Source organism: Ectothiorhodospira lacustris (genome assembly GCF_022227785.1).
GTDB classification, from domain to species: Bacteria; Pseudomonadota; Gammaproteobacteria; order Ectothiorhodospirales; family Ectothiorhodospiraceae; genus Ectothiorhodospira; species Ectothiorhodospira lacustris.
Window position 1 is genome coordinate 42,851 of sequence record NZ_JAJNQM010000004.1, and the last position, 15,482, is coordinate 58,332.

The 15,482-nt window shown below is 63.6% G+C and carries 11 protein-coding genes; 1 reads left to right on the forward strand and 10 read right to left on the reverse strand.

All coding sequences use genetic code 11. From position 1 onward, the window contains the following. Positions 1-2: 2 nt before the first annotated feature. The 9 genes from fliI to LQ952_RS01735 all read right to left on the reverse strand — a co-directional run bounded on the left by fliI (position 3) and on the right by LQ952_RS01735 (position 10,149). Positions 3-1,421, reverse strand: a complete 1,419-nt coding sequence (fliI, locus tag LQ952_RS01695) for a flagellar protein export ATPase FliI (RefSeq protein ID WP_238620879.1) — start codon at positions 1,419-1,421, stop codon at positions 3-5. Continuing rightward, positions 1,414-2,172 (reverse strand): flagellar assembly protein FliH, encoded by a 759-nt coding sequence (locus LQ952_RS01700; RefSeq protein ID WP_238620881.1) that lies wholly within the window; start codon positions 2,170-2,172, stop codon positions 1,414-1,416. Before LQ952_RS01700 ends, fliI begins: the two co-directional genes overlap by 8 nt. Before the next feature lie 59 nt (positions 2,173-2,231). Further along, positions 2,232-3,245 (reverse strand): flagellar motor switch protein FliG, encoded by a 1,014-nt coding sequence (fliG, locus tag LQ952_RS01705; protein ID WP_430733423.1) that lies wholly within the window; start codon positions 3,243-3,245, stop codon positions 2,232-2,234. Beyond that, positions 3,229-4,896 (reverse strand): flagellar basal-body MS-ring/collar protein FliF, encoded by a 1,668-nt coding sequence (fliF, locus tag LQ952_RS01710; RefSeq protein ID WP_238620888.1) that lies wholly within the window; start codon positions 4,894-4,896, stop codon positions 3,229-3,231. Before fliF ends, fliG begins: the two co-directional genes overlap by 17 nt. A 19-nt stretch (positions 4,897-4,915) precedes the next feature. Beyond that, complete coding sequence (fliE, locus tag LQ952_RS01715; RefSeq protein ID WP_238620890.1) at positions 4,916-5,239, reverse strand: flagellar hook-basal body complex protein FliE; 324 nt, start codon at positions 5,237-5,239, stop codon at positions 4,916-4,918. 47 nt (positions 5,240-5,286) lie between these two features. Then, positions 5,287-6,303, reverse strand: a complete 1,017-nt coding sequence (locus tag LQ952_RS01720) for a sigma-54 interaction domain-containing protein (RefSeq protein ID WP_347402037.1) — start codon at positions 6,301-6,303, stop codon at positions 5,287-5,289. 154 nt (positions 6,304-6,457) lie between these two features. Continuing rightward, positions 6,458-7,936: a sigma-54 dependent transcriptional regulator gene (locus tag LQ952_RS01725; RefSeq protein ID WP_274521932.1), complete on the reverse strand. Its 1,479-nt coding sequence runs from the start codon at positions 7,934-7,936 to the stop codon at positions 6,458-6,460. Positions 7,937-8,025: 89 nt separating this feature from the next. After that, positions 8,026-8,598, reverse strand: a complete 573-nt coding sequence (locus tag LQ952_RS01730; RefSeq protein WP_238620892.1) for a PilZ domain-containing protein — start codon at positions 8,596-8,598, stop codon at positions 8,026-8,028. Between the two features lie 60 nt (positions 8,599-8,658). Continuing rightward, entirely contained in the window at positions 8,659-10,149 is a 1,491-nt protein-coding gene (locus tag LQ952_RS01735) for a protein adenylyltransferase SelO (protein WP_238620894.1), read from the reverse strand. Between the two features lie 1,134 nt (positions 10,150-11,283). Between LQ952_RS01735 and LQ952_RS01740 the strand changes: the two genes are divergently transcribed. After that, on the forward strand, positions 11,284-12,537 hold the full coding sequence (locus LQ952_RS01740) for an MFS transporter (protein ID WP_238620895.1): 1,254 nt from the start codon (positions 11,284-11,286) through the stop codon (positions 12,535-12,537). Positions 12,538-12,573: 36 nt separating this feature from the next. Here the strand turns inward: LQ952_RS01740 and LQ952_RS01745 are convergent, their stop codons facing one another. After that, positions 12,574-15,333: an ATP-binding protein gene (locus LQ952_RS01745; protein WP_238620897.1), complete on the reverse strand. Its 2,760-nt coding sequence runs from the start codon at positions 15,331-15,333 to the stop codon at positions 12,574-12,576. Positions 15,334-15,482: the final 149 nt, after the last annotated feature.

Here is a 15,482-nt window from a genome sequence, read left to right on the forward strand (position 1 = left end):
CATCAACGAACCAGCTGTCTGCCCCGGTCATCCCCACTGGATGGCGCCGGGGGCTCCATCAGTCCATCCAGTGCCTTCAGGCTGTCCTTGAAGCCCACCGATTGGTGCATGTCCTGCTGCAGGTACTGCTCCAGCCTGGGGTGCATGGCAACGGCCTCGTCCACCCGGGGATCGGAACCGCGCTGATAGGCACCCACGCTGATGAGATCCCGATTCTGCTGATAATGGGAATACAACTGTTTGAAGCGACGTGCCGCCTGGATGTGGCCGGGGTCCACAATCTCGTTCATGACCCGGGATACGGACGCCTCGATATCGATGGCCGGGTAACGCCCCGTGTCGGCAATCCGTCGCGAGAGGACCACATGGCCGTCAAGGATCGCTCGGGCGGCATCGGCTATGGGATCATTGGTGTCATCCCCTTCGGCCAGTACCGTATAGAACGCGGTGATGGAACCGCTGCCCTGATCCCCGTTTCCGGCCCGTTCCACCAGCTGGGGCAACTTGGCGAACACCGACGGCGTGTACCCCTTGGTCGCCGGGGGCTCACCGATGGCCAGGGAAATCTCCCGCTGGGCCTGGGCAAACCGGGTGAGGGAGTCCATCAGCAACAGTACATTATGGCCTTGGTCGCGGAAGTACTCGGCGATGCTGGTGGCCAGCATGGCGCCATGCAGACGCATCAGGGGAGGATGATCAGCCGGTACCGCCACCACCACGGCCCGGGCCATGCCCTCCGGCCCCAGAATGTTCTGGACGAATTCGTTCACTTCCCTGCCCCGCTCACCGATCAGGCCCACCACCGTGATATCCGCCGTGGTATAGCGGGTCATCATGCCCAGCAGCACACTCTTGCCCACACCACTGCCCGCGAACAGGCCCATGCGCTGGCCGCGACCCACGGTCAGAAGACCGTTGATGGCCCGGACCCCCACATCCAGGGGTTCGTGGATGGGACGCCGGGCCAAGGGGTTGATGCTGCGACCGTTGAGGGAGACATGATCATCGCATTGGGGTGCGGGACGACCATCCAGGGGCCGTCCGGAACCATCCAGGACCCGTCCCAGCAGGGCATCACCCACCAGAGTATCGCGGGCATGGCGGGTAGGAATCACCCGGGCGCCCGGCGTCAGGCCGCTGACATCCCCCACCGGCATGAGAAAAGTGCGCTCTGCGGAAAAACCCACCACTTCCGCCTCCACCTCGTGGCCGCCCGCACTGATGACCCGGCAACGCCCCCCAATGGAGATCTGACAACCTTCCGCCTCCAGCGTGAGCCCTACCATCCGGACCAGACGGCCCTCAGCGACAACCGTTTGCGATTTGGCGGCCCGAGTCCGATAACGGGCCAGTTTTTCCACCAATCGACCGGCACGGACTTCGGGACGGAGGGCTTCAGGCAAGTGACCGGCGTCAGACATCGTCTTGCACCCCCTCCTGATCGGTGCTGCGGGCGCCCCCCCAGACTGTCGCAATCACCGCGTTCAGACGGGATTCCAGGGTGGCATCCACCCGCGAGGTTTCGGTAATCACACGCACCCCGCCACGACTCAGGGTCGGGTCCTCGACAATGGACCAGGGACGCTCCAGACCATCCAGCCGCAGGGTTTCCCTGACCAGCTTGCTGTCTTCAGGATGCAGGTGCAGGTGCAACTTGCGTTCGGCATTGGGCAGGGTCTCCAGGGCCTCCCGCAGCACCGCCACGATCGCCCCGGGATCGGTCCTCAACTCACGCCGGACCAGTTGGCGGGCAACGGCCATGGCCAATTGCACCAGCTCATCCTCCACAACGGCGTCCAGCGCCGCGTAGGGTGTCTCAAGCCCCTGGATCAGCCGGTCCAGCAGCGCCAGGCGCGCTCTTACACCGGCCTCGGCGGATTTCAGGCCCTCGGCATGGCCCTGGGCAAAACCATCCTTGCGACCCTGCTCCAGTCCCAGGCTGCGCCCTTCCTCGCGCCCCGCCCGCAGACCTTCCTCATGGGCCTGACGCTCAATGTCCATGATGCGGTCAGCGGTGGGAAGGCTGGGGGCCGAGTCTGCCGGCGCGTCATCCTCCACCGATTCCAACGGCTCGTCATCCGCCTCCCGGGACAGCGTCGGCGCGTGGACATCGGGCACCTCCCAGCGTCGTGCCCCCGCCCCCTTTTCCGATGTGATAATGCGTTCAACCATTGACCTTCTCCGTGCCATACCGATTCCCGGTTACCCGGAGACTGACTCCAGCCGTCCGGCTAGACCATCTGTTCGGAACCCTTGTTGCCCAGCACGATTTCGCCGGACTCGGCCATGCGACGGGCGATACTCAGAATTTCCTTCTGAGCGACCTCCACCTCGCTCAGGCGCACCGGACCCTTGGCCTCCAGATCGTCCTGCAGCATCTCGGCGGCCCGCTTGGACATATTCCTGAGGATCTTGTCCTTGACCGCGTCGTCGGCACCCTTGAGGGCCAGAACCAGCGAATCGGTGGAAACCTCCCGCAACAGGGACTGGATGCCGCGATCGTCCACATCCACCAGGTTGGAGAACACGAACATGAGATCCTGGATCTTCTGCCCCAGGCCCTCGTCCAGATCCCGGACCTTGTCCATGATCATGCCTTCCTTCGCGGAGTCCATGAAATTGAGGATACTCGCGGCGCTCTTCACACCCCCCACCGACGAGGACTTGACGTTCATGTTGCCGGCAAACTGGCGCTCCAGGATGTCGTCCAGTTCCATCAATGCGGCCGGCTGCACACCATCCAGGGTGGCAATGCGCATGAGGATGTCCGGCTGGGTACGATCCGGTAGAAAGGACAGCACGGCGGCGGCATGGTCCGGATCCAGATAAGACAGGACGATGGCGATGATCTGAGGATGCTCCAGGCGGATGACCTCGGCCACGGCTCGGGGATCCATCCACTTCAGGGATTCCAGTCCCTTGGAATTGCGTCCCAGCAGGATCCGGTCGATCACCCCGTCGGCCTTATCCTTGCCCAGAGCCGATGTGAGCACGCTGCGGATGTACTCGTCCGACCCCATGCCCAGGGCGGTCTGCTCCTCCACCACGGCGATGAAGTCGTCCAGCACCTCGCCCACCTCCTTTTTGGAGACATTGGTCAGCGAGGCCATGGCGGTCCCGATCCGCTGCACCTCCTTGGGTCCCATGTGCTTGAGGACCTGGGCGGCCGATTCCTCGCCCAGACTCATCAGGAAAACCGCGGCCCGGTCGGGGCCCGACATATTGCTTTTAGGATCCATCTTCAGCCACCCAGTTCTTCACCACTTGAGCCACCAGTTTGGGATCTTCCTTGATCAGTTCACGCACCCGCTGCAGATTTTCTTCATAGCTTGCCGGCTTCTTGCCCGGCAGGGCCTGAGGTCCTCCGGCCGCACCGCCTTCGTGGGTCAGGCTGAGCTGATCTTCTCCCAGCCCTTCGGCTTCAAGGCGCTTGCGCTCATCGGCCTCTTCTTCCGTTTCCGGCGCGCCCTTGGCGGCCAGCCCCTTGAGCATGGGACGGACCACCAGAAGGATCAGCAGGAGGGCTACCAGGGCCACCAGGGCCATCCTGGCCAGATCCTGAGCCCAGGGCTCCTGCCAGATCACCGGCGCGGGGAAGGGATCGGGTTCGGCCACGGCACGGAACGGGGCGTTCATGACATTGACACTGTCGCCGCGACGGGCATCAAAGCCCACCGCCTCGCGCACCAGGTTTTCAATACGCTGCAATTCTTCCTGAGGGATGGGTTCACGCACCACCTCCCCATCCTCATTCAACTGTTCACGGAAATCCAGTACCACCGCCACCGACAGGCGACGCACGGTACCGGGCGCCTCGCGAACGTGGCTGATGGTCCTGTCCACCTCGTAATTGCGAGTCATGCGACGACTGCTGGAGCCGGGCATGGCGGCGGCATCAGGCCCCAGCACACCTTCACCTTCGGCATCCAGCACGCCCCCCGCAGGCGGCTGATTGGTCAACGCACCGGGGATACCCATCATGCCCAGACTGCCGCGGGATTCCTCTTCCGCAAGTTGCTCGCTGCGCAGGGCCGTGAGTTCGGGATCATAGTTCTCCACCGTGCGCTCAATGCGGGAAAAATCCAGATCCGCGGAGACCTGGGCACGCACCCCGTCGGGTCCTGCAATGGGCGACACGATGTCCATGATGCGCCGCACATAGCTCTCTTCCATGCGGCGGGTGAATTCCAGGTTGCGGGTGGAGAGGTTCATGCCCTCATCCTCATCCCTGGGGGTCAGCAACTGTCCGCGCTGATCCACCACGGTCACCCGTTCCGGCTCCAGATCGGGAATGCTGGAAGACACCAGATGGACAATACCCGCTACCTGGCGTTCCGTCAGCGTACGGCCCGGATGGAGATTGATCAGCACCGAGGCGCTGGGCTTGGTACGGTCACGCACGAACACGGTCTCACGGGGCATGGCCAGATGCACCCGTGCCGTTTCCACACTGGACAGGGTCGACACGGAGCGTGCCAGTTCGCCTTCCAGGGCACGCTGATAGCGAGCCGTCTCCACCATGCGACTGGTGCCGATCCCCTGATCCTGCTCCATGAGTTCAAAACCGAACCCCCCCGTTTGCGGCAGACCTTCCGTCGCCATCTGCAGGCGGGCTTCGTGCACCCGTGCCGAAGGCACCGTCAGGGCACCGGAAACCGGATCGACCCGATAGTTGATCCCCTGCCGCCCCAGCGCCTCCATCACCTGGGCCGACTCCCGCTCTCCCAGCCCGGGAAAGAGCACGGCATAAGATGGCCGGCTGACCCACAGGAACAGGCTTGCCACCAGGGCGACCACCGCAGCCACCCCGACCAGTAAGCCGACCTGGCTCTGGCGGGGCAGACTGGTGAAACCCTGCATCTGCTGATTGAACGTTGTGGTCATTGAAGTGGCCATGATGGTTCCCTGAAAGGACCTACACCTGCATGTTCATGATGTCCTGATAGGCGGACACCAAGCGGTTGCGCACCTGCGTGGCGGCCTCAAAGGAGATGCTGGCCTTCTGCGTGGCGATCATCACCTGGGCCAGATCCACGTCCGGATCCCCCATCTCGAAGCGGGTGGACAGCTGGTTGCCCTTTTGCTGGGTACTGTTCACCTTGTCCATGGAGTGTTTCAGTGCCGCGGCAAAATTGGGCTGGGCCGGCGGCGGCACCGCGACCTTCGGCCCCTCCAGACCGGCACTGGCCGCCAGTACACGCATTTGTTGAAGCACCTGATTAATCTGCATGTCACTCATCTTGCTACCCTCCCGGCCCGGACTGACGGGCCAAGCGTCAATTCATGTCAATAGGGGATGGTCACGCCCGCATCACGCAGTCTGGCCAGCTTGTAGCGCAGGGTGCGCGGGCTGATGCCCAGACGGGCGGCGGCGTCCTTGCGGCTACCCTCTTCCACCCTGAGGGCATCCAGAATCAGCTGTTCTTCCCGGGAGCGGAGCCTGTCTCCCAGACGCTGGGTTTCAGCGGCTGCCGGCACCGGTGCGGAAGGATGGGAATTGCGAAGCTCGGCGGAGGCCATGGCTTCAAACTGAATGGACATCGAATCCAGCTCATCGCCGTCACGCAGAATCATGGCGCGCTGGATGACGTTGTCCAATTCACGTACGTTGCCCGGCCAGGTGTGATCCACCAGCCGCGAAGCCGCCGCAGTGGTGAGCCGGGCATGGTCGATGCCGCGGCCATGGACATAGATCAGTCGCCGGGCCAGCGGCAGGATGTCGCCCGGACGCTCGCGCAGTGGGGGAATGACCAGAGGAAAGACATTGAGTCGGTAGAACAGGTCTTCCCGGAACTTGCCGTCCGCCACCGCCTGCATGAGATTCCGGTTGGAAGTCGCCAGCACCCGGACATCCATCTGCATGGGGCGACGCCCACCCAGTCGTTCCACCTCCCGCTCCTGCAGTACACGCAGCAGCTTTGCCTGCAAGGAAAGATCCATCTCCGAGATCTCGTCCAGCAGCAGGGTGCCGCCCTCGGCCAGCTCGAACTTGCCGGGACGGGATTCATAAGCGCCGGTAAAGGCGCCTCGCTCATGTCCGAAGAGCATGGCTTCCAGCATGTTTTCAGGGATGGCCGCGCAGTTGACCGCAACGAAAGGACCGTCGGCGCGTGGAGAGTGGGTATGAATGAACCTGGCATAGACTTCCTTGCCCACCCCCGACTCGCCGTTCAGCATCACGGTCGCTTCCGAGGCCGCAACACGACGCGCAAGCTCCAACAGTTCCCGACTCCGCGGGTCCTCCGCGATCAGCTCGAAGGCCCCGCCGGAAGGGTCGATTGTCAGAAGTGTTGCTTGGGTCATCTCACCTGCTCCGAAATGTTGTCCGGTTGTCGACCCTCCCGGCGGTGACGTAACACCGACGATGGAGTGGCCTGCAACCTGACAAAAGCAGGTAACGTGCCAGAAAATTAAATCATTTAAAAACAGATATTTAAATCAAATAAAATCAATAACGTCAGGATTCCGTCGCTTCATCATCCCTCTGGACGCCGTATTTCCGCATCTTTTCCACCAGCGTGGTCCGACGCATCCCCAGCAGTTTGGCGGCATGGGCCACCACCCCGCCGGAACGATCAAGCGCCTCTCTGATCAGACGGGTCTCCAGATCGTTGATGTACTCCTTGAGATCAAGACCGGAATCGGGCAAGCCGGCCTCAGCGGTCATAGGATCCATCCCGTCTGCGGCGCTCATCGCCTGCAGGTCCTGCTCAGTCAGCCCCGCCCTGAACTTGCCGGGCAGATCATCCGCAGACACACTTTCCCCCGGATACATGATGGACAGGCGCTCCACCAGGTTGGCCAGTTCACGGACGTTGCCGGGCCACTCATAGCGGGACAGCACCCGCAGGGCGGCGGGAGAAAACCGCACCCCGGAACGTCCTTCGGCCTCCATGCGGCTGACCAGTTCGTCGATCAGCAACGGCAGGTCACGCATGCGTTCCCGCAGCGACGGGACTTCGATCGGAAACACATTGAGTCGGTAGTAGAGATCTTCCCGGAAGGTACCTTCGCGGATCGCCACTTCCAGATCCCGATGAGTGGCGGCAATGATGCGTGCATCGGTGGTCAGGGTCTTCGTACTGCCCACCCGCTCGAAGGTACGTTCCTGCAGCACCCGAAGGATCTTCACCTGCATGGGGAGCGGCATGTCACCGATTTCATCCAGAAACAGCGTGCCGCCCTGGGCCAACTCAAAGCGGCCGGGACGGGCGCTAATGGCGCCGGTAAAGGCCCCCTTTTCATGGCCGAACAACTCACTTTCCAGCAACTCCCCGGGAATGGCGCCGCAGTTCACCGCCACGAAGGGCTTGCCGCGACGGGTCGAACACTGGTGGACATTGCGGGCCACCACTTCCTTGCCGGTCCCGGTCTCCCCCAGGATCAGCACATTGGCATCGCTCATCGCCACCTGCTGGATGAGTTCCCGAATACGCTGCATGGTCCGGTGATACCCGACCAGCGAACGATAGAGCGCCAGGTGCGGTACCTTGTCCGGCGTCATGCCGTTGACCACCAGGTGTCGGGCCGTCTGCAGACTGCCCGACAAGGTCGGATAGCGCAGGGGAAAGTCCAGACGCCCCACTACCCGGGAACGCATCTCGTCCGGCAGGGCTGCAAATTCCTCGGCGGCACCGGCAAGAATCACAGGGGGAGAGGCCTCAAGACCGGACCAGCGTTCCAGCAGAGTCGCCGCGTGCGGCACAGCGCAGCCGCTGAAGAGGATTGCCAGCCAGTCGGTCTGAACCGGCTCCAGCCATTGTCCGTTGTATTCCTGCGGCGACATCACCTGCGGGCGACAGCCCAGGAAGTCCAGCACGGTTTCCATGCGCAGGGCGCGCTGCGCATCCTGCGCCACCACCAGGATCTCATCGGGGAGCGCCTGCAGGAGACCGCCCTCATTGTCGGTTGTTGGTAATGCGTCTTGAAGTGTCATGGATATCCGCCGTGGACCAGTCCATCAGTCCGAAACAATAACCGCTCTATAAGCAGGGTTAAATAATCTGAGCCGCCGTCATGATCCGTTCAGCCCGCCTCCGAATCACGCCTGGAACGGGTCAGGGCGATGCTGCGTCGATGGCGCCGGAAAACCATTTTCTGAATACCGTCTTCCAGTGCCGAACTCATGCCCTGAAACAGCACGCTCAGTTCATGTCCCGATGCAGCGGATTCACAGGATGCCACCCGGGCAAACAGCGTCAGCGGCTTGGGAAACTGCGGGCACAGATAAAAACTCAGACACAGGATCTGCCCCGGCTGCTGGGCTTCAGGCTGAGCCCAGCCCAGACCCTCGGCGGAAATACGCACCGGAACCGGAGGAGGAATCCGCGCATGGGCATGCAACAACAGGCTGACCATTTCCACCAGCAGATTGACCTTCGACTCGATCCTGAGCAGTTCCTGGCTCACCTCGCCGGCGTCGTCGGTCCGCCGCGGCTGCACATCATCCATGCCGGCGCAGACTCGAAGCAGACTTTCATTGGCCTCATTGATCCGGGCCAGTTCTTCAGCTGGAGGAATCCCGGCCACCGGTTCCACCGCCAGGGGGAGTCGATCCCTGATCACCAGCACATCCTTGAAGGGATCGTCTGTCGTCATGGTCTCATTTCAGCATAACCGCAAAGTGACAGGCAAAACCCGGACCCCGGATCAGCCTCATCAGGTTCCACAGAAGGTCTGATACACCCGCTCCGTCGGGGCCGGGGGCCGGGCATAGGCCTGGTCGGCCTCCGCCAATACCCAGGGATTGCGCACCACCCCGAGCAGCCGCCTAAACGGCTCGAAATCCTCAGCCTCCAGGGCCGCCGCAATCACCTGCTCCACCCGATGATTGCGGGGGATACAGGCCGGGTTGACCCGCCGCATGCGCACGGCCCGCTCCCCGGGGGGCAACGGGTCCTGACGCAAGCGGGACCGCCACTGCTGCGCCCAGGCAACCAAGGCCTCGGGCTGTGCAAACAGCCGGCGGACCGGCTCATCATGGGTCTCGTCTTCGGCCGCATCACACAGGTGGCGGAAACACAGCGTGAAATCCACCTGCCCCTGCTGCATGGCCTGCAGCAACCCTTGGATCAGGGCGATGTCACTCTTATCGGCCATGCTCAGTCCCAGCTTGAGGCCCATTACGTCAATCCAGTGACGCGCAAACCGGCTGGAGAAGGAATTTACCAGATCCGTGGCCTGTTCCAACGCCTGTTTTTCGTCAGAGCCGATCAGCGGCAGCAATGTCTCGGCCAACCGGGCCAGATTCCACTGGGCCATGGCCGGCTGATTGGCGTAGGCATAACGCCCCTGGGTATCGATGGCACTGAAGACCTGATCCGGATGATAACCATCCATGAAGGCGCAGGGGCCGAAATCGATGGTCTCTCCGGAAACGGCCATGTTATCCGTATTCATCACCCCGTGGATGAAACCCACCCCCATCCACTGGGCCACCAGCCGTGCCTGGGCCTCCACGACGGCCTCCAGCAGGGCCAGACAGGGCTGATCCGCCTCACGGGTCCAGGGGTAATGCCGATCCGCAACATGATCCGCCAGCTGCTGCAGCGCCGCCCGGTCGCCGCGCACGGCGAAATACTGGAAGGTCCCCACCCGCACATGGCTGGCCGCCACCCGGGTCAGGACGGCGCCCGGCAGGGCCGTTTCCCGCAACACCGGTTCGCCGGTGGAGACGGCGGCCAGGGCACGGGTGGTAGGGATGCCCAGGGCATGCATGGCCTCGCCGACCAGATACTCCCGCAGCACCGGCCCGAGGGCGGCGCGGCCATCCCCCCGCCGGGAAAACGGGGTACGGCCCGATCCCTTGAGCTGGATGTCCCGGCGCCGTCCCCGCACATCCACCACCTCCCCCAGCAGGATGGCCCGTCCATCCCCCAGTCGGGGCACGAAATGCCCGAACTGATGGCCGGCATAGGCCATGGCCAGGGGTTCCGAGCCGGGCAGTATGCGATTGCCCGCAAACACCTGGCCCCATTCTTCCGGCGTCAGGGCCAGAGGATCAATGCCCAGTTCCCGACACAGGTCGTGGTTGAGTTCGATCAGGGAGGGATCAGGCACCGGATCCGGGTCAAGCCGGACATGGAAGGCGTCCGGCAGGCGGGCATAGGTGTTGGAAAACGGGATCGGATCAGGTGCCGGGACGGTCACGGAGTTCAAGCTCCTTCAATCAGCGGGCCGGTTCAAGGGGAGAGGCGCGTCCTGCCGGCATCCTCGCCGCCACAGCATCCGACCACGGCACAGCGCCGGGGTTCGCTCCGTCGCGACCTCATGATATTGACCATACTCAATTCCGCGCCCGCGATATGCGCTGAACATCGACCTCGCCCCCCAACAGTCCGGAACCTATCTACGGCCTCGCCGCCCTGGGTCTGGTCCACCCGCACCACCGGGCACGAAGCCCTTCCCTGGATAACCTGACTGGCCGGGACACCAAAGGAGGTTCAGAACAACCCATCCCCATATCCTCACATGTCCTCACATGGCGTCATTCACCATCTCTTTACGCGACATCACTCCCCTTCACACCGCGCCATTCCCTTTTACACCGCGTCATTCCCGCGAAAGCGGGAATCCAGTCATGCGCTGAAAACCCTGGACTCCCGCTTTCGCGGGAGTGACGGCAAAAATTATGAACTGACGGCAGAAATTGCGAACTGACGGATGGACCCGCCTGCTGTCGGTCCTGATACATCAGTAAAGGGGTAGTCATCCCATGTGCCATTGATGCCACCGTCTATTTGACGGCCAGTCTCCACCCGCCCCCGCAAGAAGGGGGAGTCCTTGGTATCCCTGGAATTGGGCATTGAAACATGCCCTGCGGCCCTAAACACAAAAAAAGAGCCACCCCTACGTGAACAGGAGCGGCTTTGGATGGTGCCCGAGGCCGGAGTCGAACCGGCACGCCTTCCGGCGAGGGATTTTCTTACCACTTCGACTTTCGCCGCCAGCACAGGCTCGCTGTTCGTGGTCTGGAGCACGCCTTCACCATAGCCTTGCGGCCGTAGGTGCCCGCCGTCTGCTCTCTACACCTTCCCAGGCGCCGGGCCTGGGCTTGGCTCGGCGTTGGCTCGGATACCGGGGCATCCAGGGCGTTCGCCGAATTTGACGGGTTCCACCCCTGGGGTTTCCCCCGGAGGGCTCAAATTGTTCAAGTCCCTTGTGTCTACCAATTTCACCACTCGGGCGTGGCATGATGGGCTGGCAGTATACCCGAAACCGGCACTGGAAGAATCCGTCCGAAACGCTAAGATGCGGGACTGACCTTACTCATCGGCGCCGCCCGTGTTTCCCACCCTCACATCCGTTTCCACTCTGCTCCTGGGCATGGGCATCCTGCTCTGCGGCTCCGGCATGCTGGGTACCCTGCTGGGCCTGAGCGCCGCTCAGGAAGGCCTGCCGAGCTGGCTGATCGGCCTGGTCATGTCCGGCTTTTTCATGGGCTTCATCATCGGCTCGTTCCTGTGTCCCGGCCTGATCCGCCGGGTGGGGCACATCCGTGCCTTTGCCGCCCTGGCCGCCGTATCGGCCATTGCCGCCCTGCTCCACGGTCTGATCTTCGATCCCTGGGTGTGGTGGGTATTGCGCATCGTCAACGGCATCTCGGTGGTGGGGCTGTACATGGTCATCGAAAGCTGGCTCAACGAACGGGCACGACAGGACCGGGGCCAGGTCTTTGCCTTCTACATGACGGTCTGCCTGGTGATGCTGGGCGTGGGACAGTTCCTGGTACTGATCTACGGACCGGGACATCTGGCCAGCTATGCCCTGGTGGCCATCCTGTTCGCCCTGGGACTGATCCCCATCGCCCTGACGCCGGCCCTGCAGCCCACGCCCATCAAGGCCCAGGCCCTGCCGCTGAAGACCCTCTACGGCAGGACCCCGGTGGGCGTGATCGGGGCGCTGGTGGCAGGGATCGCCTCGGGGGGGTTCTGGGGGTTCGGGGCCATCTACGCCCAGCAATCGGGTATCGAGCCCCTGGGGGTGGCCGCCTTCGTCAGCGCCGTGATCCTGGGCGGCGCCCTGCTGCAATGGCCCATCGGCTTTTTCTCCGACCATCGGGACCGGCGCTGGATAATGGTCTTTGCCTGCGTCGGTGCGGCCCTGGCGGCCCTGGCCATCTTCATGACCGTGAATCAGTCACTACCGGCGTTGCTGGTAGCGGCCCTATTCTACGGCGGGTTTGCCTTCAGCCTCTACGCCCTGGCGGTGGCCCATACCCATGACCGACTGGATGTCACCCAGGTGCTGGAAGGCACCCAGGGACTGCTCCTGCTCAACGGCATCGGCGCCACCCTGGGGCCGCTACTGGCGGGGATTGCGGTCAGCGTCGCCTCCATCAGTGTACTGCCCCTGCTGTTCGGCACCATCATCGTGCTGCTGGCCCTGTTCGCACTCTGGCGGATCCTTCGAGAACCGCCGGTGGCCCCTGAAGAGAAAGCCGGCTTCGTGCCGGTCACCCGCACCTCGGCGGTGGCCGCCGAGTTGGATCCGCGCACCGAATTGCAGTCGGAGTTGGACCTGGCACACAAACCGTAGGGGTCCGTTCGCGGGCCTGCCCGCGAATAACGATACTCAATCGGCGACCACAGACCGGCGGCGGGTGCGCAGGCCGATCAGGGCGGCGTGCCGAATACTCTGGAACAGGGCCTGGCGGCCGGTGCCGGTACAGGGAATCCAGGGCCGGGGCGGGTCATTGAGGGCCTCCCGCAGGACTCGGCCCAACGTGGTGCGCATCATGGTCATCAGGACCACGGCATCGGCCCCGGCCGCCTGGCGCTTGAGATGGTTGACGTCACGCCCCCAGTTGGAAGACCAGCCGGTATGACGAAACTCCACCCGGACCCCAGGCCACTGCGCCGCAATCTCCCGGCTCAGCTCATCGCTGTAGCGGGCCTGGATCTCGTTGCCGCCCACGAACAGCACAGTCAGCTCGGCCCCGCCCTCCAACTGCTCCAGCAGATCGCTATCCTCGTCGTGATCGGCCTCGATGCCGGGCAGGACCAGATCTTCATACTGGGCCGGCGCCGCGCCGCACTCGCGGAACAGCGCCAGGGTCTGGGCGGCTTCAAGGGGCCGGGCATCGCGCAGGGCAAAGAACAGGGCACGCAGCTGGGAAAATGCCTCGGGGTCCCGCCCCAGTCGGCGGTACAGGCGAAACCGGGCGCGCAGGATATCCGTCTCCGACCAGGCCGGATCCAGCCGGGCCGGGGCCTCCAGAAGGTCCAGCATGGGTTCGCAGAATCGGGAGTCCTCATGGGCCAGGTGCTCCATCCCGTCCAGCCCCTCCTGAGCCGCCTCCAGCCGACCCGCCGACAGGGCTGCCGACATCAGCAGCGACCATCGATCCCACTGCACCTGCAACGCCTGATCAGTGCCGGCCCGGCACAGGACCTGCAGATCGTCCAGCAACCGGGGTGAGCGGGCAAACCATTCCGGTCGATCGATCAGCGGTAGAACGGCCTCCCCGTGCCGGCACCACAGGGATTCTGCAATCTCTCCCGCCAGGGCCGGATCCACCAGATCCGCGCATTCCAGCAGACGCTGTATTCCCCACGCCGGCCAGAAGGGCTGATCCTGCTGCGCCATCAACGCCCGCCAGCTCTCCATGGCCGCCTGGGCCGAGGCGGCATCCAGGCGGGCCATCATGAGCACGGCCTGCATGAAGCGGCAGCGATCCACCAACAGCGGACGCTCGGGATCCTGGGCATCGGTTTCCGTCATCATCCCGATCAGGGCGGCATTCACATGCATCAGGGCCTGCTCCCGGGCCTCGTCACCGCCGTCGTCCTCCATCCAGCGCAGGAAATCACGCACCCCCAAGGCATAATGGGCCCCCAGGGCCACCGGCCCGAAACGCTCCACCGCCTCGGTGAAATAGCGCTCCCCCTGCCGGAGCTGGGCCTGGATCGTGCGCACCCGATCCAGGTCCGGCGGCAGCACCAGCTCGGCCAGGGAACGAAAGCCCCCCAGCACCAGCCCCATGTCCGCATGTAGCCGGGGCGACATTAGACGCCCTTCGGCGATCAGTCCGGCAAAGGCCTCCTTCGCTGCGGAAAAATTCCCCTGCAACTGCAGGGCCTGGCCCAGACGGCGCCCCAGTCCGGCCTCAAGGGAGGCGCGCTCGGCAGTGTCCAGTGCCACATGGGGCAGACCCTCCCGCAGTTCCACCAGCAACACGTTGGCAATGGCCGCATCGCCCCGGCGGATGGCGCCGGTGGCGGACTGGAGGATCAACCTAGCGGTCGCCGGGGTCAGATGCCGGCGCTGGCCGCGCAACAAGCGGGTGGCCTCGTTCTGGAATCCGTGGATCAGCAAATAGGGGTGCACCTCGGTGAGCATGCCGGCCCCGGCCCCGCCGGGAGTGGACGAGGCGGCGCGAAAGATGGCGGCATACCGGTGCAGGGTATCCCTGATGGCAGCATGATTCTGCTGCCGCACGTAGCCGCTGAGCAGTCCTGCTAGATACCACTGGCGTCGTTCGTCATTCATCTCGGGGCGCCCCATGTCGGGACGGCGCCCGGGCAACAGGGCATCGAGAAAACCCAGGTGAAAATAGCTGCGCTTGCGACCGGTATCCAGGGCATGGACCGATTCCACCAGATCCACCAGTTCATCAGGCTTGAGGGCGCGGTCTTCCTCGGCCAAGGTGGCGATGATCTGCTCCATCACCACCCGGTCCAGCTGAGTGAACTCCTCGGAGACATCCAGCACCGCACGCGCCGTCGTCTCTTCCTCCGCCACCGTCCGTTCCTGCTGCCGAACCGCCTCTGCGGCCGCCATGGCCTGGTCCAGGGCCGGCAGCACCGGGTCCAGAAACTGCCACAGCCCCGGGTCCATCAGCTTGAGCACATGGAAATAGATCCCCACCTCCATGGCCCCGAATTCCTCAATCAGGGCATCCTTGGTGCCGACCATGTCGGTAGGAGGATGGATCTTGTCGTCTCCGCCCGCCACGAAGCCCCGTTCATCGTGGGGGACGTCGCACAGATCCAGGAAGCGACACATGATGGCCGCCTTGTAGTCGGCAAAGTACCCCAGGAACAGCAGGGTCCACTCCCGTGCACCCATGACCACCGGTACATGGGGCAACAGAACATCGGCCAGCTGGTGGTTATTCATGCGCTTGAGGGTTTCGACGCGAAAACCCTTGCGCCGCGCCAGGGTCTTGAGGGTGGCATCACACACCAGCTCAAGCCGGGAAGCCGGTTCCCGCAAGCGTTCCAGGAAGGAGATCACCGCCCGGTGTCGATCCAGGGGTAACAGCCGGTTCCAGACCGCCTTCCAGTCGTTGAGTCCCGCCTGCGGCATCGGTGCCGTCACGCCCTTGGCCATGATCACCCTCCCCTTGCCGGTCTGCCGACCGGCACCCGGGCGCATCGGGAGGAAAGGCTCACAAGGGCCTGAAGCATAAGCGGATGTACTGAAGGGTATCTGGACATGCCCCGATCATAGATGGGTCCTGGTGGCTCAACAATGGCTGT

What these genes read in the sequence shown, in the direction of transcription:
- LQ952_RS01730 (WP_238620892.1), bottom strand. Translation starts at nt 8,598, where the DNA reads ATGACGACAGACGATCCCTTCAAGGATGTGCTGGTGATCAGGGATCGA.
- fliF (WP_238620888.1), bottom strand. Translation starts at nt 4,896, where the DNA reads ATGGCCACTTCAATGACCACAACGTTCAATCAGCAGATGCAGGGTTTC.
- LQ952_RS01745 (WP_238620897.1), bottom strand. Translation starts at nt 15,333, where the DNA reads ATGGCCAAGGGCGTGACGGCACCGATGCCGCAGGCGGGACTCAACGAC.
- fliE (WP_238620890.1), bottom strand. Translation starts at nt 5,239, where the DNA reads ATGAGTGACATGCAGATTAATCAGGTGCTTCAACAAATGCGTGTACTG.
- fliI (WP_238620879.1), bottom strand. Translation starts at nt 1,421, where the DNA reads ATGTCTGACGCCGGTCACTTGCCTGAAGCCCTCCGTCCCGAAGTCCGT.
- LQ952_RS01720 (WP_347402037.1), bottom strand. Translation starts at nt 6,303, where the DNA reads ATGACCCAAGCAACACTTCTGACAATCGACCCTTCCGGCGGGGCCTTC.
- LQ952_RS01725 (WP_274521932.1), bottom strand. Translation starts at nt 7,936, where the DNA reads ATGACACTTCAAGACGCATTACCAACAACCGACAATGAGGGCGGTCTC.
- LQ952_RS01700 (WP_238620881.1), bottom strand. Translation starts at nt 2,172, where the DNA reads ATGGTTGAACGCATTATCACATCGGAAAAGGGGGCGGGGGCACGACGC.